General features: G+C 37.3%; 15 protein-coding genes and 1 tRNA gene. 2 read left to right on the forward strand and 14 right to left on the reverse strand.

Annotation, left to right across the window (positions count from 1 at the left end; translation table 11 throughout):
* Nucleotides 1–8 precede the first annotated feature (8 nt).
* Complete coding sequence (gene rhaT, locus REI64_RS08230; RefSeq protein WP_308849633.1) at nt 9–1,100, reverse strand: L-rhamnose/proton symporter RhaT; 1,092 nt, start codon at nt 1,098–1,100, stop codon at nt 9–11.
* 204 nt (nt 1,101–1,304) lie between these two features.
* On the opposite strand from rhaT, the gene REI64_RS08235 reads away from it, so the two are divergent.
* A complete protein-coding gene (locus REI64_RS08235; RefSeq protein WP_308849634.1) occupies nt 1,305–2,336 on the forward strand; it encodes a GntR family transcriptional regulator in 1,032 nt (343 codons plus the stop codon).
* Nucleotides 2,337–2,535: 199 nt separating this feature from the next.
* Here the strand turns inward: REI64_RS08235 and REI64_RS08240 are convergent.
* From REI64_RS08240 to surE, 13 genes are all read right to left on the reverse strand, one after another.
* A tRNA-Ala gene (locus tag REI64_RS08240) sits at nt 2,536–2,609 on the reverse strand.
* A 192-nt stretch (nt 2,610–2,801) separates the two neighbouring features.
* Nucleotides 2,802–5,093, reverse strand: coding sequence for a GH92 family glycosyl hydrolase (locus REI64_RS08245; RefSeq protein ID WP_308849635.1), 2,292 nt, complete (start codon nt 5,091–5,093; stop codon nt 2,802–2,804).
* A gap of 37 nt (nt 5,094–5,130) precedes the next feature.
* On the reverse strand, nt 5,131–5,799 hold the full coding sequence (locus tag REI64_RS08250; RefSeq protein WP_308849636.1) for a basic secretory protein-like protein: 669 nt from the start codon (nt 5,797–5,799) through the stop codon (nt 5,131–5,133).
* Nucleotides 5,796–6,758 (reverse strand): basic secretory protein-like protein, encoded by a 963-nt coding sequence (locus tag REI64_RS08255; RefSeq protein WP_308849637.1) that lies wholly within the window; start codon nt 6,756–6,758, stop codon nt 5,796–5,798. The genes REI64_RS08250 and REI64_RS08255 overlap by 4 nt, the downstream gene beginning before the upstream one ends.
* Before the next feature lie 95 nt (nt 6,759–6,853).
* A complete protein-coding gene (locus REI64_RS08260) occupies nt 6,854–7,831 on the reverse strand; it encodes a hypothetical protein (RefSeq protein ID WP_308849638.1) in 978 nt (325 codons plus the stop codon).
* A gap of 68 nt (nt 7,832–7,899) precedes the next feature.
* Nucleotides 7,900–9,726, reverse strand: coding sequence for a RagB/SusD family nutrient uptake outer membrane protein (locus REI64_RS08265; protein ID WP_308849639.1), 1,827 nt, complete (start codon nt 9,724–9,726; stop codon nt 7,900–7,902).
* 11 nt (nt 9,727–9,737) lie between these two features.
* Complete coding sequence (locus tag REI64_RS08270) at nt 9,738–12,959, reverse strand: TonB-dependent receptor (RefSeq protein WP_308849640.1); 3,222 nt, start codon at nt 12,957–12,959, stop codon at nt 9,738–9,740.
* Nucleotides 12,960–13,034: 75 nt separating this feature from the next.
* Entirely contained in the window at nt 13,035–13,595 is a 561-nt protein-coding gene (locus REI64_RS08275; RefSeq protein ID WP_308849641.1) for a discoidin domain-containing protein, read from the reverse strand.
* Between the two features lie 173 nt (nt 13,596–13,768).
* Nucleotides 13,769–14,662: an ROK family protein gene (locus tag REI64_RS08280; RefSeq protein ID WP_308849642.1), complete on the reverse strand. Its 894-nt coding sequence runs from the start codon at nt 14,660–14,662 to the stop codon at nt 13,769–13,771.
* Between the two features lie 519 nt (nt 14,663–15,181).
* Nucleotides 15,182–16,186 carry a LacI family DNA-binding transcriptional regulator gene (locus REI64_RS08285; protein WP_308849643.1) on the reverse strand — a complete coding sequence of 335 codons (1,005 nt, stop codon included), beginning with the start codon at nt 16,184–16,186 and terminating at the stop codon, nt 15,182–15,184.
* 12 nt (nt 16,187–16,198) lie between these two features.
* Nucleotides 16,199–17,311 carry a lipid-A-disaccharide synthase gene (gene lpxB, locus REI64_RS08290; RefSeq protein ID WP_308849644.1) on the reverse strand — a complete coding sequence of 371 codons (1,113 nt, stop codon included), beginning with the start codon at nt 17,309–17,311 and terminating at the stop codon, nt 16,199–16,201.
* An 88-nt stretch (nt 17,312–17,399) separates the two neighbouring features.
* The gene (locus REI64_RS08295; protein WP_308849645.1) at nt 17,400–17,681 is read right to left on the reverse strand and encodes a stationary phase survival protein SurE; all 282 of its coding nucleotides are present in this window, start codon (nt 17,679–17,681) and stop codon (nt 17,400–17,402) included.
* The gene (gene surE / locus REI64_RS08300; protein WP_308849646.1) at nt 17,682–18,503 is read right to left on the reverse strand and encodes a 5'/3'-nucleotidase SurE; all 822 of its coding nucleotides are present in this window, start codon (nt 18,501–18,503) and stop codon (nt 17,682–17,684) included.
* A gap of 193 nt (nt 18,504–18,696) precedes the next feature.
* Here surE and REI64_RS08305 point away from each other — a divergent pair, with 193 nt between their 5' ends.
* Nucleotides 18,697–21,633, forward strand: coding sequence for an insulinase family protein (locus REI64_RS08305; RefSeq protein WP_308849647.1), 2,937 nt, complete (start codon nt 18,697–18,699; stop codon nt 21,631–21,633).
* The last annotated feature ends 66 nt before the right edge of the window (nt 21,634–21,699 follow it).

Below are 21,699 nucleotides of genomic sequence, written 5' to 3' on the forward strand. Positions count from 1 at the left end.
GATTTTATTTATCTAAGTGAATTTCCATAGCCTACAATAAGTACAGAGGCTATAATGGTTACTATACCTATAATTACTGTAGTTAGCGTTTTCTTTGATACGCCTTTCCACTCTTTCAACAGTAAGCCCCATACGTTAGCAATAAGGATAATGAAAGCCATGTGCAATATCCAAGAGCTCGCACCATTGCCCATCTTACTCTCGCCCATGCCGTAAAAAAAGAACTGGAGAAACCAAGTAGTACCGGCCAGTGTGGAGAAAAGATAGTTTTTTACTAAAGGTGTTTTCGAATTGGTATAATCGCCAAAGGTTTTGTTTCGGGTATTTAATATCATACACCAAATAAAGTTGGTAGTTAAGCCACCCCAAAGCACCACAACATAGGTGACGTTATTTTGGAACAGAAAATTTCCAGTTTCTGCCGGATTGGCCAATTTCCACCAGTGGTTTGCTGTATCTGCCATAGGCTTACCGGCTTCGATACCGAAATTAAAACAGGCACTCAGCACGCCAGAAACTATACCGACCAAAAGCCCCAGCCCAAATTTATACTCGGTTTTAACTGTAGCACCATGAGGATCTGTAGCTGCCCCTTCTATTTCTATTTCTTTTCTCATCCCCGCCTTGCCGCAAATCACAATCCCCAACACACAGACCAATAATCCTAACATTACTGTGCGGCCCCATGCTGTGTAGATAAACATCTCAAAGGTATCTTTGCCAGCTTCTGGAAAGAAACTAAAGTAGATAGACGGCAAAATAGAGCCTAGCACCATGCAAAGTCCCAAAATGATACTGCTGCCCAGCGAAACCCCAAGATATCTTACTCCTAAGCCGTAGGTAAGTCCACCAATGCCCCAAAGCACGCCAAAAAGATAAGTGAGCTTTAAAGTACTCTCGGTTGCACCATTTATGATTTCCCAAAAATTTGGAATGGTTAAAAAAGCGGCTAAGGGTGGTACAATTAACCATGAAAAAATACCACCAACTATCCAATAGCTTTCCCAAGCCCAACCTTTTACTTTTTTATAGGGAATATAGAAACTGCCCGAAGCGAAACCTCCTATAAAGTGAAAAACAACTCCTAAAAATGCCTGCATACTTAATTTATAATTTGGTTTTCTAAAATTAACAATCGCATATTGTATAGCTGTTATGTACTGTCATGTACCTAATATAGCTTTGGCTTTTTTATATTTCCTCCAGAAAAGATGCCTTCATAGGTTGAGGAGAGAACGATAAATTGCTTTTATATACCCATCAATTATATTGCATAAAAAATCAGATTTATCTAAGTTTGGATAATGAAACCCCTAGACCTTAACTCTTACATTGTTATAGATGAGTATTCGTCTACCCCAAAATACAAACAGCTGATCAACTCTATCTATTTAGCTATCGAAAAGGGAATACTTAAAAAGAATGATCCCCTACCTTCTATCAATGAATTAAGTTTTAAGTTGGAGCTTTCTCGCGACACCGCCGAAAAAGGTTACAGATTGCTTCGTCAGCTCGGGGTTATCGAATCTGTACCCGGCAAAGGCTATTTCATCAACAATACCGCCCTCCATAGCAAACTAAAGATTTGCCTGTTGTTCAATAAATTGAGTGCCCACAAAAAAATCATCTACGATTCTTTTGTACAAACCCTTGGCGAAGAGGCGATGATAGATCTTTACATCTATAACAATAGCTTTCCTTTATTTAAAAAACTGCTCCTAGACAAGAAAGACAACTACACCCATTATGTGATTATTCCACATTTTACTGATTCTAGCGAAGCTCCAGAAGAAGTAATTGACCAAATAGACAAGAACAAGCTTGTGATGCTCGACAAGCGTATTGGTAACTTAACGGGAGATTATTCTGGCGTTTACCAAAACTTTATGAAAGACCTTTATAATGCACTTTGTGAAATGTTAAAATCGCTATCAAAATACAATACACTCAAACTGGTTTTTCCTCAACAGAGCTATTTTCCTAAAGAAATTATCGAAGGCTTTCGGATGTTTTGCAACCAATATGCGTTCAACTACGAAGTAGTAAGCGATCTCCAAGAGGAAGAAATAAGAAAAGGTTGTGCTTTCATCACCTTGACCGAAGACGATTTAGTGATCCTTATAGAGAAAGTAATGGAAACTGGATTGGAAATAGGCAAACACATAGGTATTATCTCCTACAATGAGACTCCTTTAAAAAAACTCATTCTAAAAGGTATAACCACCATCTCTACCGATTTCGTGCGTTTGGGCATCCAAGCCGCCGAAGCTGTGTTGAGCCAACAAAAAGTGCAGATATATGTGCCCTTTTATGTTAAGTTGAGAAATTCTCTATAAATAGAGGAAACAAAGTGCACTGCACCCAAAAAGTTAAAGATCCAGTTGCTACTATTTCCCTCAGAGGATTTTGTATTCGGAGACGGAGTTCGAACTAGTAGAGTTAACGTCACACTTCACTTCATCTACCTTATAAGCAACGAATTATAAGAACATAAAAAAAGACAAACCAATAAAAAAATTGATTTGTCTGGAATTGTGGAGAATATCGGATTCGAACCGATCACCTCTTCACTGCCAGCGAAGCGCTCTAGCCAAATGAGCTAATCCCCCTTGCGAGCAAAAGTAAGTAATTTTGATAATTCTACAAGTTTAAAATAAAAAAAGGGAAGACTATCCAGCCTTCCCAAACACAATAACATAGCTAAGCAGAGAATAGACAAACATTAATTCTGTCGACTTAACCTAAATTTTATCAAAAATATCTCAACTCCTTACCACAAACAATACCCACAATTAGGTATTTTATTTATCGGTTGAGAAAGAATAAGGAAATGAACTTTCTTTTGTGCCTCTAGTTTTGTTCGGTGTAGCAGACATTTTAAAATCTATTACTGCACCTTTTTGCAACGCAGAATGGCTCAACCAATTTTTATCATAGGCAACACCATTAAACTTAATAGATTCTACGTACCTATTATCAGCACTATTTGTTGGTGCGTTAATTACAACAGTTTTTCCGTTCTCTAAAGTTAAGGTTACCTTTTTAAACAATGGCGCTCCAACTACGTATTGGTCTGTTGCCGGTGTTACTGGATAAAATCCTAAAGCAGAAAACACATACCAAGCTGATGTTTGTCCGTTGTCCTCATCACCACAATAGCCATCTGGCGTTGCAAAGTACAACCTGTTCATAGCCTCACGTACCCAATATTGCGTTTTCCAAGGTGCACCACCGTAATTGTAAAGATAAATCATATGCTGTATCGGTTGATTTCCGTGGGCATACTGCCCCATGTTGGCAATCTGCATTTCACGAATTTCATGGATTACGCCACCATAAGCACTTTCATCGAAAATTGGAGGCATAGAAAATACCGAATCGAGCTTCTCTACAAATTTCTCATTGCCTCCCATCAGCTTTGCTAAACCAGCAATATCTTGAAAAACCGACCATGTATAATGCCAGCTGTTACCTTCGGTAAATGCACCGCCCCACTTAAATGGATTAAATGGCGATTGAAATGTTCCGTCTGCGTTTTTGCCTCTCATTAATCCTGATGATGGATCGAATAGATTTTTGTAATTCATACTTCGCTTGGCATAAATATCTATCTCACTTGCTGGCTTGCCTAATGCTTTTCCCAATTGATAGATAGCAAAATCATCATACGCATATTCTAAAGTTTTAGCTGCATTTTCACGTACCTTAACATCAAATGGAACGTAGCCTAATTCATTATAATATTTAACTCCAGAACGACCAACAGCTTCCATAGGTCCTTCATTATTTGCGCCGTGTTTTAAAGCTTCCCACAAAGTTTCAATATCGTAACCACGCAAACCTTTAATGTAGGCATCAGCTACTACAGAGGCAGAGTTATTACCAATCATAATATTGGCATAACCCGGGCTACTCCACTCTGGTAGCCATCCTCCTTCTTTATAATCATTAATTAAGCCTTCTTGCATTTCTTTGTTGATAGAAGGATAAACTAAATTCAAGAAAGGATATAGGGCTCTAAAAGTATCCCAAAAACCCGTGCCTGCAAACATATAACCTGGCAAAATTTTACCGTTGTACGGACTCCAATGCACAATTTTATTGTTTGCATCTATTTCATATAACTTATTTGGAAAGAAAACTGCACGATATAATGCCGAATAGAATGTACGTGTTTGATCTACTGTGCCACCCTCAATGGAAACCTTGCTCAACGTTTTATTCCAAATTACTCTGGCTTTTTCTTTGGTTACATCAAAACTATCTTTTGCAATTTCTCTGTTTAAACTGATTTCTGCCTGCTCAAAACTAATGAAGGAAGAAGCAACCTTTGCATGTACTTTTTCTCCCTTGGCTGTTTTAAAACCAATAACCGCACCGGTATGATCGCTTTTTAATTCTAGATCTGAATTATTTAACTGATTACCAGACCAAGTTTTTGAAAGGGTAAAATCTTTATCAAAGATGATTACAAAGTAGTTTTTAAAATTGCTAGGCAATGGCCCACGAGCATATTTGCTGGTGTAGCCAATAATTTTGCGCTCTGAGGGGATTATTTTGATATAAGAACCTTTATTTAAAGCATCTACAACTACAAATGCACTATCTGTTTTAGGGAAAGTGAAACGGAACTGAGCTGCTCTTTCTGTAGGTGTAATTTCAGTCGTTACATCGGCATCGGCCAGATATACACTATAATAATATGGCTTAGCGATCTCAGCTTTGTGCGTAAACCAACTTGCTCGCTGATCTTCATTAAATTTTAACTTTCCGGTAACTGGCATAATAGCGAATGCACCATAATCGTTCATCCACGGAGATGGTTGGTGGGTTTGTTTAAAACCTCTAATCTTATCTGCATCGTATTGATATGCCCAACCATTACCCATTTTTCCAGTTTGTGGTGTCCACAAGTTCATTCCCCAAGGCACACCAACAGCTGGGTAAGTGTTTCCATTAGAAAGTTCTGGTTTAGATTGTGTTCCCATTAGGGGATTTACCCATTCTACCGGATCAGACAATTTACCTACGGTTTGAGCAGATAATCCAGAAACAGCTAATACCAGCGTTAAGGTTAATATTCTTTTGATCATTTCGTAATAATTATTTAAGCAATTTTATTCTCTAGTGTTATGTTCCCGGATTTGCTGCATACATGGTCCAAAGTTCGTCAATTGTTTTTCCCGTTAATTCGTTCCAAATCGTTTCTTTGTAGGTATGATTACGCATCGCAGCATCTAATTTCACAACAATTCCTTTGTTTCCATTTATTTCTAACCAATTTAAAAACCTTGCAGTAATTCTATAGGCATTTTTATAGCTATGCTCTAACTTAAAAGCAGGTAATGCCCAATTAGCTCCTGCATTATCAACGCCATACTTATATCGTACATAATCTGCAATGCCCTCTGTTAACCAGCCTGGCCCGCCACCGCTGCCGTAATTTTGTACAATATGCATCACTTCATGAGTTACCACGTCAATATCTCCAGGGTGCTTTATAAACCAGCCCGGATTATAAACAATTCTACCGCCGCCCGCCGCAGCAACGGCCTTGTAAGCGGTATCAACGTGAAAAGTTACTAACTTATCCGCGTTTTTATTGAAGTCGTTAGCCAACACTGGATATACTTTAAAGAAAGTTTCTACCATTCGCTTCTTTAATGCAGGGTTAAAAGACGGGTCGTTGCTTTTAAAAATCAAGGTATATCCTTTTTCCTTAAAAGTTTCAGTTTCTTGGGCTTTTAAAGAAGTAAATATTGAACAGGCTATAGTCGCAACTAAAATTAGTTTCTTCATGATTTCGATTTTTTATCACTGTATTGTAATTGAATTTGATTTGGATTTTTAGCATAGTCATCCCAAAGTTGATCTAGCGTCTTTCCAGTCAAATTTACCCACGATTGCTCGGAGTATTGATGTACTCTTAGTTGTTGGTCCAGTGTAGCAATTAAACCAGATTTCACATTTTGCTCTAACCAAACAAAAAACCTTGCCGTAATTCTATAGCTATTTTTGTAACTGTGCGTGTCTTTAAATGCGGGCAAACTCCATTTTGAACCAACGTTGTCTACACCGTATTTATAACGAACATAATCGGCAATACCTTCTGTTAACCAAACAGGACCAGAACCGTATCCATAACCTTGCACCACATGCATGCCTTCGTGGGTTACTACATCTATATCTGTTGGATGCGCTTTCATATAACCTGCACTAAATAAAATTCTATTACCACTTGCTTCGGCAACGGCTTTGTACGCTGTATCTACTACAAACAATACATCTTTGGGAGATTTATCATTAAAGGTTTTAACCAATGTCGGATAAACTTCGAAATAGGTATCAATCAATTTTTTCCTGAGTACAGGATCTAGATTTGGATCTTTACTAACAAAGGTGAGCGAATAGCCCTTACGTTTATCCTTGCTAAAAGAAGACCAGTTACTGGTTAAAGCGTTCCACAGTTCTTTGTTTACTTTATTTAACGACTTGCCTTTAACCCAATCGCTATTTACTTTGATTTCGCCTGCTTTAGCTTTGATAGTTTCGGTTTCGTTATTGGCTATTTGAAGCGTTACGTTTCTTTTGGTTCTATAGCCATCTGCATGCGCATAAGCTGGATATTGTAGATTGAACGATGCCCTTAAGTTGCTTGCTGTAACGACATCTAATTGGTTATTTGGATCTTCAATATTTATTTGGAACCGATTATTATTTTGCGCATAAACATTAACTGAGCATGCTAACAAAATCATTATTATTTTTCTTTTCAGGATCATTTGTGTGTGTTGTGTATTTAGAGATGAAAATGATGTAGTCTATGCAAATCATCTACCTTGGTGTAAATATTTTAATAAGTGATGTTTGGGAAATCTATTTTAGCTTTAGCCAACATAGCTTGCCAATCGGCACCTTTTTCGTCTTTTGAACCAAAAGCTGCAAGCGCTAAAGACTCTAAATCTGCTTTTGCTGCACCGCTCCAAAAATGAACAAATTCACCAAAGTTCATTTTTCTTGTATATTCTTGATAACTCTTACCTTGTACCGTAATTGGTCGTTTCGGAAAATGTATAGATAAGGTGGTAAAAAATCCGTTCAGCACTTTTACGCCGCCGTACTCATTGTAAATTGGCAAGAACCAATTCTTAAACCACTGTGTACCTGGTCTAGGATAATTATCTGTTACGGTCATCATTTTATTATACCAACGTTGCGCATCTGCTGTTCTATTTAAGCCACGATAAACATCGTACTGATAAATTTCCATCCATTTGCTATCATGCCAAATATCAAAAGCAGGCGATTCCTTTACCCCTTTAGAGGCGCCTTCTACAATATGTCCGATCTCGTGGGTAGATAAATCAATGTCATTGTCTATTCCCAGTGTCCACGCATCTAATCCGTTACCTCCACAGTCGGTAACATTTCTAAATCCATGTCGCTCACTTAAATACGTTCCGGGATGACCACCACCATATTTACCAGCATGATAGATGACAAACAAGCGGCTATCATCACCAAATTTACCGTAGTGTTTTTTAGTATAATTCCAGGCTTCTGCCATGTAGGTTTTAGGCCAAGTAACTGCTGCTTTTACATCTCCATCGTAATAGACAACCACACTTGTATCATAGTGAATCCGGTTTAACAATTGTACGTGTTCAAACCAGTTTTCCTTCCAAGTTTTTGGTGGTGCGCCAGGAGGATCAACCTGTGCTACGAGTTCGGGAGCTGGTTTTACGATATTTAAGCTCTGCTTTTTTGTGTTACAAGAAACTACAGCAACATTAGCTAGCAAAGCCAGTAATAAAATAGTGTTTTTCGTCATGTTAATAATAGTTTAAAAGTTTAAAGAAGCACCGTGCACAAAAGATACACGGTGCAATTATTAACTATTTACCATCCAGTATTTTGTACAATAGAAGGCACTTTTTGTCTTTCCCCTTCAGGAATAGGCCATAAATAATGCTTCTTCTGAAAAACTCTATTTTCTACTACCACAGGCGTATAAAAGCCAGGCGAGTTTTGGTTGATATTTAAACCTCTGATTTGAGTATCAGTAGTTTCAGCTATTTTCCACTCTCTAGTATAGAAATAACGATCCAATTCGAAAGCAAGCTCTACTCGTCTTTCTTTATGAATTGCCAATCTCATATCGGTAGGTACTGGCAATGAACCACTACCATAACTTGGTATACCAGCTCTTGTACGAATTCTATTCAGGTAGATCAAGATATCTGGATCCGACGGATTTGTTTCTTGCAATGCCTCAATATAATCTAAATAGATCTCAGCCAACCTTATTACACTAAACATTGGTCTTCCCGTGTTTCTTCCAGAAACAGTATGGTGTTTTCTTGGTGTATAGCCCGTCTTCGAGTAGTCATTATTAGAGATGTTCGACTTTCCGGCATTACCGTTAAATGTAAAATCAGTAACAATTTGTGACTGCGGATTGATCCACTTACGTCCAGTGTAGGTAATATTAGTATAAAAACGAGGTTCTCTGTTCACATACATATTGCTAATTTGTCTAGTCACACCTTGATCATTCACGTCTGGAGCTTGAAAAGCAGAAAATCCCGAAGCTGTGTAGCTCGGATCGTCCTGAATTGACAATCCATTAGCTGTGAAGAATGCATCTACTAATTGTTGAGAAGGACATAAGAACGAGCCACCTTTATCGGTATCTGGAGCACCTAGATGATTGGGGGTTAGTGAATATTGATAACTGGTTACATCACCACCTCTAGCAAAGATAATTTCCGAATTCCATGCTACCAACATCGCATCTCTAGTTGAGATAAATGCTCTATTAAACGCTGTGTTGGGTAAGCCCGTTGGGGTACTAGCTACACTATACAATGCGTAACCAGAATAATTAGGATTAGTTAAAAAAGCTTTTGCTGCAGTTGCTAACCTAGTCCACTTTGCCACACTGTAGGTTTGACTAATGAGTTGCTTACCATCTTGATTTCTCAGTGTGGCATAATCTGTATTTCCATTAAATAATGGACGAGCCGCAGTTAACAACATTTTGATTTTAAAAGCATCTGCTACAGAAGCTGTAATGTGACCGTAATCTTCGTTTGATTGCGGTATTGCCGGTAAAGCTGCGGCAGTAGCTTCAAGTTCGCTTACCACATACTCTACGCATTCGTCCATAGAGTTACGCGGTTTACTAATTGCTTGCAATGGCGCATCAGAAGCAATAGGGTCATTACCCAGCAATACCACTGGCCCATATATCCTCACTAAATTATAGTAATAAATTGCTCTTAAAGCCCTAGCTTCATTATAATAACGATTAACGATATCAATACCACCTATGTTACAATCTGTACATCTTGAGATGTTTGCCATAAATGTACTGGCAGCTTGTATACCACGATAAAATTGTTGCCAATGGTAATTAACCTCGCCCCTGGTTGCATCCCATGCACCTGAGTTTACTACTTCAGAAAAATTGGGCAAAGTATAATCCGCTTCATCAGATGCGGCTGTCCATGGGCCAATATTACCTCCCTGACTTGGAAACCTGTCTGAGTTTTGGCTAGGAAAAAAAGAATATACATTTGCTAAGGCCTGATCAACGGTAGCTTTCCTTTCATAAACTTGTTCAAAGGTAAGTCTATCATCAGGCACTTGATCTAAATATTTTTTGCAACTATAATTGCTGACTATCAGCAACGTTCCAACTGTAAATATTAATATTTTTTTCATTCGATTTTAGTTTAAAAATTAGCGGTAACGCCTAAAGAATAGTTAGCTGTTAGCGGATATCTTGTACCATTGTTCGTCAACAATTCTGGATCCCATAACTTAAATTTGCTAAACGTAAATACGTTGTAACCCATAGCATAAATTCTTAATCTTTTTACACCAATAGATTTGATACCGTCTTTAAGCGTATATCCTAAATCCGCGTTTTTCAATCTTAAAAAACTTACGTCTCTTAACCACCAAGTACTATTTTGATAGTTATTGTTGTTAGTTCCGCCATAAGACAAGCGAGGATAAAACGCATCTTGACGTGGGTTACTTGGTGTCCAACGGTCTGTGGCTACAGCCAACATATTACCCAAACCACCCGAGTTAGCAAAAGAAGGAATACCTAAGAAGATATCTGCATTGTGCTGCCCTTGGAAGAACATTCCAAAATCGAAATTCTTAAACGTTAGTGAAAAACCTGCACCATAAGTTGTGCTCGGAATATCACCTCTACCAATATTGGTTTGGTCAAAAGAGTCAATCTTACCATCACCATTCAAATCTTTGTACTTAATATCGCCAGGCATTAACTTTCCAAATTGAGTTGGGCTTGCATCAATTTCCGCTTGACTTTCGAATAATTTCTCTGCAATGTAACCGAAGCGGGTAGAAGCTAAAATATTAAGCCCTCTCTGCTCTAACCAAGGGAAAGCTTTAGGTGCTTGGTCATTTTCGATCACTTTATCTTTGTTGAAAGTTACGTTAGCTCTTAGGTTAAGCGACCAGTTAGAACTCAATTGTGTATCGTACTGCAAAGTTCCATCAATACCTTTGTTTTCTACAATACCCAAGTTACCAATTGGCGTATTAGCTAAACCAATGTAGTTAGGCACAACTCCCCTTGTAATAAATTGATTTTCTCTTCTTTCTTTAAAGAAATCTACAATTAAAGATAAATTGTTGTTTAACGTTTTTAACTCAAAACCTAAATCTTGCTTGCGAGTTTCAGCCCAAGTTACATCTACGCCATAAGCGGTAACGCCCAAACCGCCAGTACTTGTAGAACCACCAGGAGTAATATCGGCATTGCTACCAAAAGTATATCCTGCCGAGCCACCTACCTTAGTTAAATAGTAGAACCTTTCACTTTCATTTGAAGCATATCCACTACCACTACCACCACTACCTACAATACCGTCTGAGTAGCGAAATTTCACCATCTGGAAAGTACTTTTCAACCTCTCAAAAAATTTCTCGTTAGACAATAACCATCCCACGCCTATTGCAGGGAAGAAACCGTAACGTTTATTAGGTGCGAAGTTTTCTGAACCGTTGTATCCAACGTTTACTTCAAAGAAATATTTATTATCGTAAGCGTACGTAGCTCTACTTGCTATACCTTGCAGTCTATAAGGAATTGACAAAGTTAAATTCCCTGCAAAAGGTGCAATATTATCATTCTGATTGTAAAGCATTAAACCAGTTACAGCATGCTTACCAAATGTTCTATTATAATTAACGGCCGCCTCAAAATAAATCTTTTTGTCACCTCCATTTGCAACACTATAATTCAAGAAATCTTGTCCTTGTAATACTAGTGCATATTTGTAGCCAGAAGTTGGATCATTAGGTGTAATATATGGATCAATAGGATTGATCCTATACAATGACTCTCTTTTAGTTCTAGAAATTGTATTAGCGTTGTTAACGTCAAAAGAGAACATCGTTGTAACCGATAATCCTTGCGTAATCTCTTTTAAATCTTGCGTTAAACGAATATTAGAATACAATTGGTTACTATATCCCCTCCTATATCCATTTCTAGTAACATCTCCATAGGGATTTCTCTGATCTGATTGTGGACTTATACCCGGCAAACTGCCATTAGGATACAAAATTGGAAATGAGGTTGGGTTAATTTGAAAAGCCTGACTAAAAATTTCTTGAGCAGTAAAACTACTCGGATAATTTGTTTGTGCTAAAATTCCTTTAATGCCTAGATCTAACTTTGTAGTTCCTGTAATATCCCAGTTTAAGTTAGCACTTACATTGTAACGACCGAAATTTTGCTTAGTTGCAGCATTTAGTGCATCTTCTGTTTTAAACAAACCATCTTCGCCATAGTACCCAAGCGAAACATAGTATTTGGCATTACTAACGCCGCCAGAAAGATTTGCAGTTGCCGATCTATTTCTGCCGAAATCATTGTAGATTGCATCAAACCAATCGATATTTGGGTAAAGAATTGGATCTGAACCTTCGGCTGTTTTCTGAACTGCTTCTATTGAATACGCTGGATTAAATGCTCCTGCTGCACCACCTCTAATATAATCCGAATACTTTGCTTCATTGGCTAAGTTCATGTAATCTACACCATCAATAAGCTGTGGTCGTTTTGTAAATCGACTAACGCCTTCAAAATATTCAACAGAAATTTTAGGCGTACCCGTTTTCCCTTGTTTGGTATTAATCAAGATTACACCATTCGCCCCACGTATACCATATACAGCTGTTGCAGCAGCATCTTTCAAAACGGTAAAATTTTCTACATCGTAAACACTGATATCGTTTAAGTTACGATTTGGCACTCCATCTATAATTACCAATGGGCCTCTATCACCAGCTGTTAAAGAAGATATACCACGGATGAAGATGTCTGAACCTGTTGCTCCAGGCTCTCCATTTCTTGACACGTTTACCACACCAGGTATACGACCTGCTAACAATTGGCTCATGCTAGAAACTGGTTGCTTTAGGTCATCAATACTTACCGACGACTGAGCACCTACCAAACTTTCTTTTTTCTGAGTACCGAAACCTACAATAGCTACCTCTTTTAAATCAGCACCTACTGTCTCTTTTAAAACTACTTCAATTGTAGTTTGTGTACCCACCTGAATTTCTTGGGTATCATAACCTACATAAGTAACTATCAAAATGCTGTTTTGGTCTGGAACTGTAATGGTAAAAGCGCCATTAACATCTGTTGCAGCACTTGTAGATAAACCTTTTACTTTAATACCAGCACCAGGTAGAGGCGCTCCTGTGGAATCTTTTACGATCCCTCGTATTTTTATATCAAGTGGTAATTTATTAACTGAATTAACCCCGTTAAACTTAACGGAACTAGCCATTGCCGACGAGTAAAAACTGGCAAATAAAGCTAGCGTAAAAGCAAAAGCAATAAATCCACAATTTTTAAACCTGAGCAACAGCTTGGTTAAAGTTGTATCTTTTTTTGTCATAATCAATTTGTTATTATTAATTGGTTTAGGTTTGTTTAGTGATTATAAAAGGTCAATCATATTTTTTATAGAACTTTATTGTAATTCTTCAGGCACCTCTATTATACGCCATTCACTTAATTGAAATAATGAGCCGCTGCCAATAGCGCTAATACTTATCCTATAATACCTGTAGGCTTCCTTATTTTTAAAACTGAATGTTTTAGTCATTTTCCTATCTGCGAAACTTTGTCCAGTTTTCACATCTAAATCAACCCAAGTGTTACCATCTGTAGAGGCACTAAACTTCCAGTCTTTGGGATCTCTCGATGGAGCATCATCACCCGATGTTAAGGTATAAGAAGCCACCTGCTGCGGTTGTGGAAAGGTCAGTTGCATATAAAAATCATTTCGATAAGGATTGATGAGGAACTTCGTATTAATGTTGTTGTCTACAACCTTCGAAGAGCCTTCTGCTCCTGATGCTCCAGCGCCGTTTTCAACGTTGACCGACAGCACTGCTTTATCGGTAACGTCAACTTTAGCCTTCCATGTGAATAATTCTGTGCTTGGATAGTCTTCCTTTAGACAACCCATCAGTAAAACTATTGAGGCACACAGCCCAATAGCTCCTTTTGCGATTTTTAAAATGGTCATAAATTTAATTTGTTTATATAGATTAGGTTATTTAAAACATTAATTTTCTACACGAAATCCCTCATTCATATTTTTTTTGAACTGATTTTCAAACACTTAAAAATCACTCAGTCAAGTAAAACGTTTTACTAAAAAGACCAAATAAAATGATCCATCATTACTCCTTTATGCGCTTAATGTTGAGCAATTTTCTCGTCAACAACATCTTTCCATCTACTTGCCGCCCCAATAAGTTGCGCATGCTCGTTTAACTTTGTTATTTTAACTACAGTATCCAAATTAAAGGCTCTTAAATTTTCAATTAATGGAGGGCCAAACAAATCAAAAGATTTCGAAATATTACCTCCTAAAACCACAATTTCAGATCTGGTAGATTTAATAAAATCGACCAAAAAGTGTCCAAGTGATCTTCCAAATTCATTGAAAATCTGCTTTGCAAATGGATCTACTTTTACCATAGCCGCTAACTTCTTAACACCTTCAACATCTTTACCGGTCAAGTCCTTATACTTATTGACAAACCAGCGGGTCGATAGGTAATCTTCGGCAATGCCAGTCAAAAATTTCGAATTCCATAATTCAGCATCTTTTGCCACTCCATTTATTGATGTTGCAGAACCTAGCCCCGTACCCAAGGTAACGCCCAGCGCATTGGCAAAACCCTTTGCAGCACCATAATTTACCTCGCCATACATAAAGGAAGCCGCATCATTTACAAACTTTATATTGGTTGCTGGTATTCCCAGTCTATCCGCCAACTCATCTTTAATATTGAGACCAAATAATGAATTAAATTTATCCTGATCTTTAATTAGAGATATCCCATTTTTATAGTCGAATGGCCCAGGCATTGCGATACCAATTCTACAGTTCTCATTTAAGTCGCCACCGTTTGCATTACGAATTACTTTATACCATGCTGACAAAATTTCATCTTTCTCTTTTCTAGAGTTTACTTCATTGCGCTTAATAGAATCTTTAACTAAAACTCCCTTATCTAAATCTACTATTGCAGCGGTTATATGTGATCCCCCGATATCTACACCTAAAACTGTAGGTTTTTCCATTCTTCTTACTATGCTATTGGTTTTAAATTTCTGTTATTCGCTTTCGCTGCTTATTTGCTGTTTGCCTCTATCATCTCTAATCCCGACCAACCATATTCCCTCACTATAAATATTATTTTATGACATACCCATCAACACTACCACTAAAGCATATATTAAAGTGAAAATTTAGGATAATTAACGGCCGTGCCAACACCATATCTTGTGTAGATAGTTTTAAATCAACTACCAAACGGTGAAATGCTGATAAACAGATAGTCTTCATATAGTCTTATGGTTATTCAATTAACTAAAACGTTTTAGTAAAAGAGGCAAAAAAAAACCGTTGTCTACTGACAACTTCTTTTTTCGGCATCCACCCATACATATTTGGTTATTTCATGTAATCGTACACAATTAAACAATTGAGCACAGTACATAAAACGTTTTAGTAATTCAATGATAATGATAATTTTTCTGCTTTACAAAAAATAAATTAAAAATATTTACAACTGGAGGCTCTACAGCTAACTGGAGGTATTAACTTCTTATAATTAGTTTTGCAGGTATAACAATTTGTTGATCTGGCAATTTAGTTTTGGTTGCAAGTTGAGCTAATATCAATTGAATAATAGCTTCGGCAATTTCTTCAAGTGGCTGCTGAATAGTAGAGATGCTTGGGCTATGTAATTCGAAGGCCTCGTGATCATCATATCCAATGATAGAAAAACTATCATCAATTTTCTTGTTGAGATCTTTCAAAGCTTTTAACCCACTTATAGCTAGATAGTTTGTTGCAAACAAAACTGCATCTATTTCTGTGTTTTTCAACAGTTCTTTAATTTGTTTGATTGTGGTTGTTTCTGTTTGGTTAAATGGTATTTTTAAAACCAAGTTCTCCTGGTAAGGTAGTTCGTAATCTATGATAGATTTTTTATAGCCTTCGAAACGTTCTGTAATTTGTTGCACATCTATATCTGTAGTTACTAACGCGATATTTCGCTTACCATCCTTAATAAAACTCTCTATAGCTTGGTAAGAAGCTTCAAAATGATTGGCACCCACATAATTTGTATCGAGCTTCGGCAAATTTCTATCAAATAAAATTACGGGCTTGTTATCATTCAACAAATCTTGTATATCTTCTTCTATTCCCTTTATGGGCGATATGATATAAGCATCAACTTTTCTAACCTTGAAAAGATTGATGAGCTCTTTTGTTTTTTCAACGTTATTCTCTGTGCTCGAATAAATAATTTTATAGCCTTTTTTATAAGCTTTATCTTCTATTAAGCGAGCAATGCTTGAAAAGAAAGAGTTTGAAATGTCTTCAACTATTAAACCAATGATATGAGAAGTACCCGTTCTTAAGCTGCGGGCCAGTTGGTTAGGTTTGTAGCCGCTATCTTTAATTATCTTTTGTACCTTTTTGATTACAGCATCGCTTATGGCCTTTTCTTTTGCCTTACCATTAATTATAAACGAAACCGTTGTGATAGATACGTTGGCTTTAAGAGCAATATCTTTTATAGATAGCGTTTTCATATTAGGATTAAACTATTTTGATAAAGATAAATATTTAACAATCAATTTTGCGGTACGTTCTGAAGCTCCAGCTGTTCCCATCATCAAACTCAGCTCATCATAATCATCTAACATCTGCGTTCTAGCCTGCCCCGAAATAATAAGCTTTAATTCAGCACTTACCTTCTCTTTAGAACAATCTTCCTGAATCAACTCTGTTACAACTTTTCTATCTACAATTAAATTTACTAAAGATATGAAACGGATTTTGACCAACAGCCTAGCAATGGCGATAGAAATAGCACCACCTTTATAAACTACTACCTGCGGCACCTTAAACAATGCAGTTTCCAAGGTTGCAGTACCTGATGCCACAACCGCAGCGTGTGCGTGGTGAAGTAAATCATAAGTTTGACTAAACACCAAGGTTGCATTGCTTTTTCCTATAAATTGATGGTAATATTCGGCTGTAAACGTTGGCGCCGCAGCTATTACAAATTGGCAATCTTTAAATTCATCTATCACACCTAACATCACCGGCAACAATCTTTCTATCTCCTGCTTTCTGCTGCCTGGCAAAAGTGCTATAATTGGTTTTTCGGTTAATCTATGTTGAGCTCTAAAATCTTGGTTAGGAGAGAAAGAAGAAATCTCATCCAACAAAGGATTTCCCACATAATCTACATCCATTCCCCAATCTTTATAAAAAGCTACCTCAAATGGCAAAATACAAAACATGTGGTCAACTATGCGTTTGATTTTGAGAACTCGCTTTTGGTTCCAAGCCCAAACTTTCGGTGAAATATAATAGCAGACCTTTATGCCATGCTGCTTCGCAAATTCTGCAATTTTCAAGTTAAAACCCGGAAAGTCAATTAATATTAAAACATCAGGCTGATAAGCTAGCAAATCTGCTTTGCAGGATTTTAGGTTTTTTAGAATGGTGCGCAAATTGAGTAACACTTCCGTAAATCCCATAAAAGCCATATCCGCATAGTGCTTCACCAAATCTCCACCTTCGGCCTGCATTTTATCGCCACCAAAATACCTGAAACTAGCATTTGTATCTTCAGTCTTTAGCGCTTTCATCAAGTTGGCGCCATGTAAATCGCCAGAGGCCTCTCCTGCTATTAAGTAGTATTTCATTTTTTAGATATGCGTATTGAGATATGAGATTTGAGACAACAATTCATCACCCAAATTACAATTAAACAGTTAAAACAATTAACCAACATCAAGCTTCTTGTGCCACTTTATAAAAGAAAAAGGCAAATCCGTATAAAAAGGTAGCACTCACAATTCCTCTAATAATATTCTCTTTGTTGATGCTATTGAAATGCTTAACCCAGATCAAGTTTACGGCAACAGATGCAATTAACAGTAAATCTGCCTGTTTGAAAACGGTGGTATAGTGCATCAAGTACCAAGCTATAGAACCTAAAACCACCGGACTAACCAAACCTATACCCAAGCCAATTAACACATGATTTTTTATTGATGAAAATAGTTTAGCCATTTACCCTAAATTTGTACCATCGGCACTTGATGTTTTCTTAGTTTGTGCAATGTTTCCGTTTAAATCCCAAGTATTTAGAATTTGGATGGCGTGATGGGCTGTTAAATCAAATTGTACTGGTACCACCGAAGCATAGCCATGATCTAAGGCCCAAACATCTGTATCTTCACCTTTATCATAATTCTCAAAAACTCCCGTTAACCAATAATAAGGTCTACGGTACGGATCTTGGCGCTCTTCAAAATCTTCTGCCCATTTAGCATTCGCCTGCCTGCAAATTTTAATGCCTTTGATTTGGTCACCTTTCGGAAAATTCACATTCAACAACGTTCCTTCTGGCAATCCCTTTTCTAAAACCTGTTCGGCAATTTGCTTGATGTACTTTTTGCAGTGCGAAAAATCAGCATCTTGCGCAAAATCATCCATGGAAAAACCAATGGAAGGAATTTTCTCGATCGCCCCTTCTACCGCGGCCGACATGGTGCCCGAGTAAATCACATTGATGGAATTGTTCAATCCGTGGTTAATGCCAGAAACACATAAATCTGGCTTTTTGCCTTTAAAAACCTTGTTAACTGCCAATTTTACGCAGTCAACCGGTGTTCCAGAGCATTTGTACATTTCAATTGGTGGATACAAATCGACCTTGTCAAAACGCAACGGTTTACCAATGGTGATGGCATGGCCCATACCCGATTGCGGGCCATCTGGCGCTACCACAGTTACATTTCCTATCTCACTCATTACCTCAATCAGCGCTCTTATGCCAGTTGCGGTAATGCCATCATCGTTAACTACTAATATTGAAGGTTTAGTTTTCATCGTGTTACTCATTATTTGTATGAAGAAACTATCGCGGTTTATTATTTGATAATAACAATAAGGGGATGCCACGACGTTATCACATCATCAAAAATACAAGAAAATATGCTAATCGCCTCAAATAACAGTTTTATTGGTGCAACATCTTTATAATACAATTGTCTTTGTATATTTGAGTCATAACTTATTTAACATGAAATTTAAACTTATACTATTTGTTTGTCTGCTCTTTGCAGGATCAAACTTGGTTGCTCAAAATGCCACGTACCAGTGGAAAACAGCAACTGCCGGAGGTTATACCTACAAGTATGTAACCAACGACCCTTCTAAAACGCGTTTTTATACTTTAAAAAATGGATTGACGGTAATTTTGTCGCCAAACTACAAAGAACCGAAAATTGAGTACCGCATGACCATTAGAGCTGGTAGCAATACCGACCCTAAAAATGCTACTGGCTTGGCGCACTACCTTGAGCACCTTTTATTTAAAGGAACCGATAAATTTGGTACTGCAGATTGGGCAAAAGAGAAACCTTTGCTGGCTAAAATAGATGCCCTTTACGAAAAGTACAACAAAACTACAGATCCTGCACAGCGTAAAGAAATCTATAAAGAAATCGATAAGGTTTCTGGCGAAGCATCTAATTTCTCTATTGCAAACGAATACGATAAAATGATGCAAGGACTTGGTGGTAATTCTACCAACGCCCATACCTGGTACGAAGAAACGGTTTACAAAGAAGATTTTCCGTCTAACGTGACCGATAAATTCTTAACCATTCAAGCAGAGCGTTTCCGCAATCCGATTTTCCGTATTTTCCATACAGAGTTAGAAGCTGTTTACGAAGAGAAAAACAGAGGTTTAGATAACGACAGTTGGAAATTGGACGAGGAAATGATGGCGAAATTGTTTCCAACGCACAACTACGGACAACAAACGACCATTGGTACTATTGAGCACTTGAAAAATCCTTCGTTGGTAGAAATTAGAAACTACTACAACAAGTACTATGTACCAAATAACATGGCTTTGATTTTAGCTGGAGATTTAAATCCGGATGAAATGATTAAGAAAGTTGACAAAGCTTTTGGCTATATGGTATCAAAGCCCTTGGCACTTTATAACCCTGCACCAGAAAAACCGTTAACTCAAATCCAAAAGGTTGATGTTTATGGGCCTAGTGCAGAAATTGTAGAAATCTACTACCGTGGTTTTGCCAATAATACCAAAGAAAGTTTAATGCTTGCTTTAATCAAAAGCATTTTAACCAATGGTAAAGCTGGTTTGTTCGATATCAACCTAAATAAAGCGCAAAAAGTATTGAGAGCCAATGCCACCTATCAGCAAATGAAAGATTATGGCGTTTTTAACTTATCTGCACAACCAAAACAAGGACAGAGCTTAGATGAGGTGACCAAACTTTTGTTAGAGCAAATACAAGTGTTAAAAGATGGAAAATTTGATGATGAATTATTGAAAGCAATTGTAGCTAACCAAAAATTAAGCTATTTACAAGCTTTCGATAGAAGCAGCAACAGAGCTGACATTCTCTCAAATCAGTTTGTGGCACATCGTGGCACCAAATGGAACATGAGCTTGAGTGACATAGATGAAACCGCTAAAATCACTAAAGCACAGGTAATTGCTTTTGCCAACACCTTTTTTAAAGATAATTACGTAATTGGGTATAAGCACAAAGGTGAAGACAAAAACACCATCAAAGTGGAAAAACCTACAATTACGCCTATCAATGCTAATGCAGGTTTAACTTCTCCATTTGTTAAAAATATCTTGGAAGCACCAGTTAAGCCTCTTGCGCCGAAGTTCTTAGATTATCAAAAAGATATCACCTTTGGTAAATCTGGCATAGCCGAAGTTTTAACGATCAAAAATACTGAAAACTCAATTTTTAGAATGAGCTATCGTTTTAATTTGGGTTCAAACAACTATAAGTTATTGCAGTACGCAGCGTCTTACCTTCCGTTTTTAGGTACTGATAAATATACAGCCGAAGAGTTAAGCAAGCAGTTTTATAACATTGCTTGTACATACAGTTTAAACGTGGGCCCGGAAACTACTACCATTAACATTAGCGGTTTACAAGAAAACTTTGATAAAGCTGTTACTTTAGTAGAGCACATTTTCGCTAATGTAAAAGCTAACGATAAAGCATTGGCAGAGTTAAAAAGCAGTATTCTTAAATCAAGAGAAAATGCTAAATTGAATAAAGGTGCTATCATGAACGGTTTAACCTCTTATGCGCAATATGGAAAGTTAAATCCGTTTAATAATGTTTTAACTAATGACGAAGTGAAAAACATTAAAGCCGAAGATTTGATTTATACGCTTAAAAACTTAAACAACTACGAGCATGTAATTACTTACTACGGACCAAAAGATTTAGCTGCATTTACAGCAAATATTCAAAAGGCACATGCTTTACCAAAGGAGTTCACACCTGCTGCACCGGCTAAAGTTTACACTTATGCTGTTCAAGATTCGAACAGAGTTTACTTTGCAAATTACGACATGGTACAGTCGGAAATTCGCTGGCTAAGAAACACAGGCTTGTACAATAAGGCAGATGCCGCAACTATCGAGGTGTTCAACAATTACTTTGGTGGCGGTATGGGTTCTGTAGTTTTCCAAACTATTAGAGAGTCTAAAGCGTTAGCTTATTCTACATTTGCTACTTATGCATCGCCAGATAGAGCCGACAAGCAATACAGTATGGTGGCTTATGTAGGTAGCCAGGCAGATAAGATGAACGATGCCGTTGCTGGTATGAATGAGTTATTAAACGTATTACCTAAGAGCGAAAAAACTTTCGAAGGTGCTAAAACAAATTTATTGAGCAATTACGAATCAGACAGAGTGTTAAAAGACGCTATCTTTTCTTATTACTTTGCTGATAAAAAATTAGGTTACACTTACGATTCGAGAACAGATAGATACAAAGAAATTAAACCTATTACTTTCGATAACATCAATGCTTTTCATCAGCAAAAAATAGCTAACCAACCTTACACTTATTTAATTGTTGCTTCTGATAAAAGAGTAAAACAAGAAGATATGGCTAAGTTTGGCACTGTTAAAACTTTAAACTTAGAAGAGATTTTTGGCTACTAGCTAAATCTTCAAGGCAATGAAACAAGCGGCATTCTTTCGGTAGGATGCCGCTTGTTTTATTTTTTA

Origin of the sequence: Pedobacter sp. (genome assembly GCF_031119335.1) — a bacterium.
GTDB lineage: Bacteria > Bacteroidota > Bacteroidia > Sphingobacteriales > Sphingobacteriaceae > Pedobacter.

Coding starts and splice junctions, on each gene's coding strand:
- rhaT (WP_308849633.1), bottom strand. CDS start 1,100: ATGCAGGCATTTTTAGGAGTTGTTTTTCACTTTATAGGAGGTTTCGCT.
- REI64_RS08235 (WP_308849634.1), top strand. CDS start 1,305: ATGAAACCCCTAGACCTTAACTCTTACATTGTTATAGATGAGTATTCG.
- REI64_RS08245 (WP_308849635.1), bottom strand. CDS start 5,093: ATGATCAAAAGAATATTAACCTTAACGCTGGTATTAGCTGTTTCTGGA.
- REI64_RS08250 (WP_308849636.1), bottom strand. CDS start 5,799: ATGAAGAAACTAATTTTAGTTGCGACTATAGCCTGTTCAATATTTACT.
- REI64_RS08255 (WP_308849637.1), bottom strand. CDS start 6,758: ATGATTTTGTTAGCATGCTCAGTTAATGTTTATGCGCAAAATAATAAT.
- REI64_RS08260 (WP_308849638.1), bottom strand. CDS start 7,831: ATGACGAAAAACACTATTTTATTACTGGCTTTGCTAGCTAATGTTGCT.
- REI64_RS08265 (WP_308849639.1), bottom strand. CDS start 9,726: ATGAAAAAAATATTAATATTTACAGTTGGAACGTTGCTGATAGTCAGC.
- REI64_RS08270 (WP_308849640.1), bottom strand. CDS start 12,959: ATGACAAAAAAAGATACAACTTTAACCAAGCTGTTGCTCAGGTTTAAA.
- REI64_RS08275 (WP_308849641.1), bottom strand. CDS start 13,595: ATGACCATTTTAAAAATCGCAAAAGGAGCTATTGGGCTGTGTGCCTCA.
- REI64_RS08280 (WP_308849642.1), bottom strand. CDS start 14,662: ATGGAAAAACCTACAGTTTTAGGTGTAGATATCGGGGGATCACATATA.
- REI64_RS08285 (WP_308849643.1), bottom strand. CDS start 16,186: ATGAAAACGCTATCTATAAAAGATATTGCTCTTAAAGCCAACGTATCT.
- lpxB (WP_308849644.1), bottom strand. CDS start 17,311: ATGAAATACTACTTAATAGCAGGAGAGGCCTCTGGCGATTTACATGGC.
- REI64_RS08295 (WP_308849645.1), bottom strand. CDS start 17,681: ATGGCTAAACTATTTTCATCAATAAAAAATCATGTGTTAATTGGCTTG.
- surE (WP_308849646.1), bottom strand. CDS start 18,503: ATGAAAACTAAACCTTCAATATTAGTAGTTAACGATGATGGCATTACC.
- REI64_RS08305 (WP_308849647.1), top strand. CDS start 18,697: ATGAAATTTAAACTTATACTATTTGTTTGTCTGCTCTTTGCAGGATCA.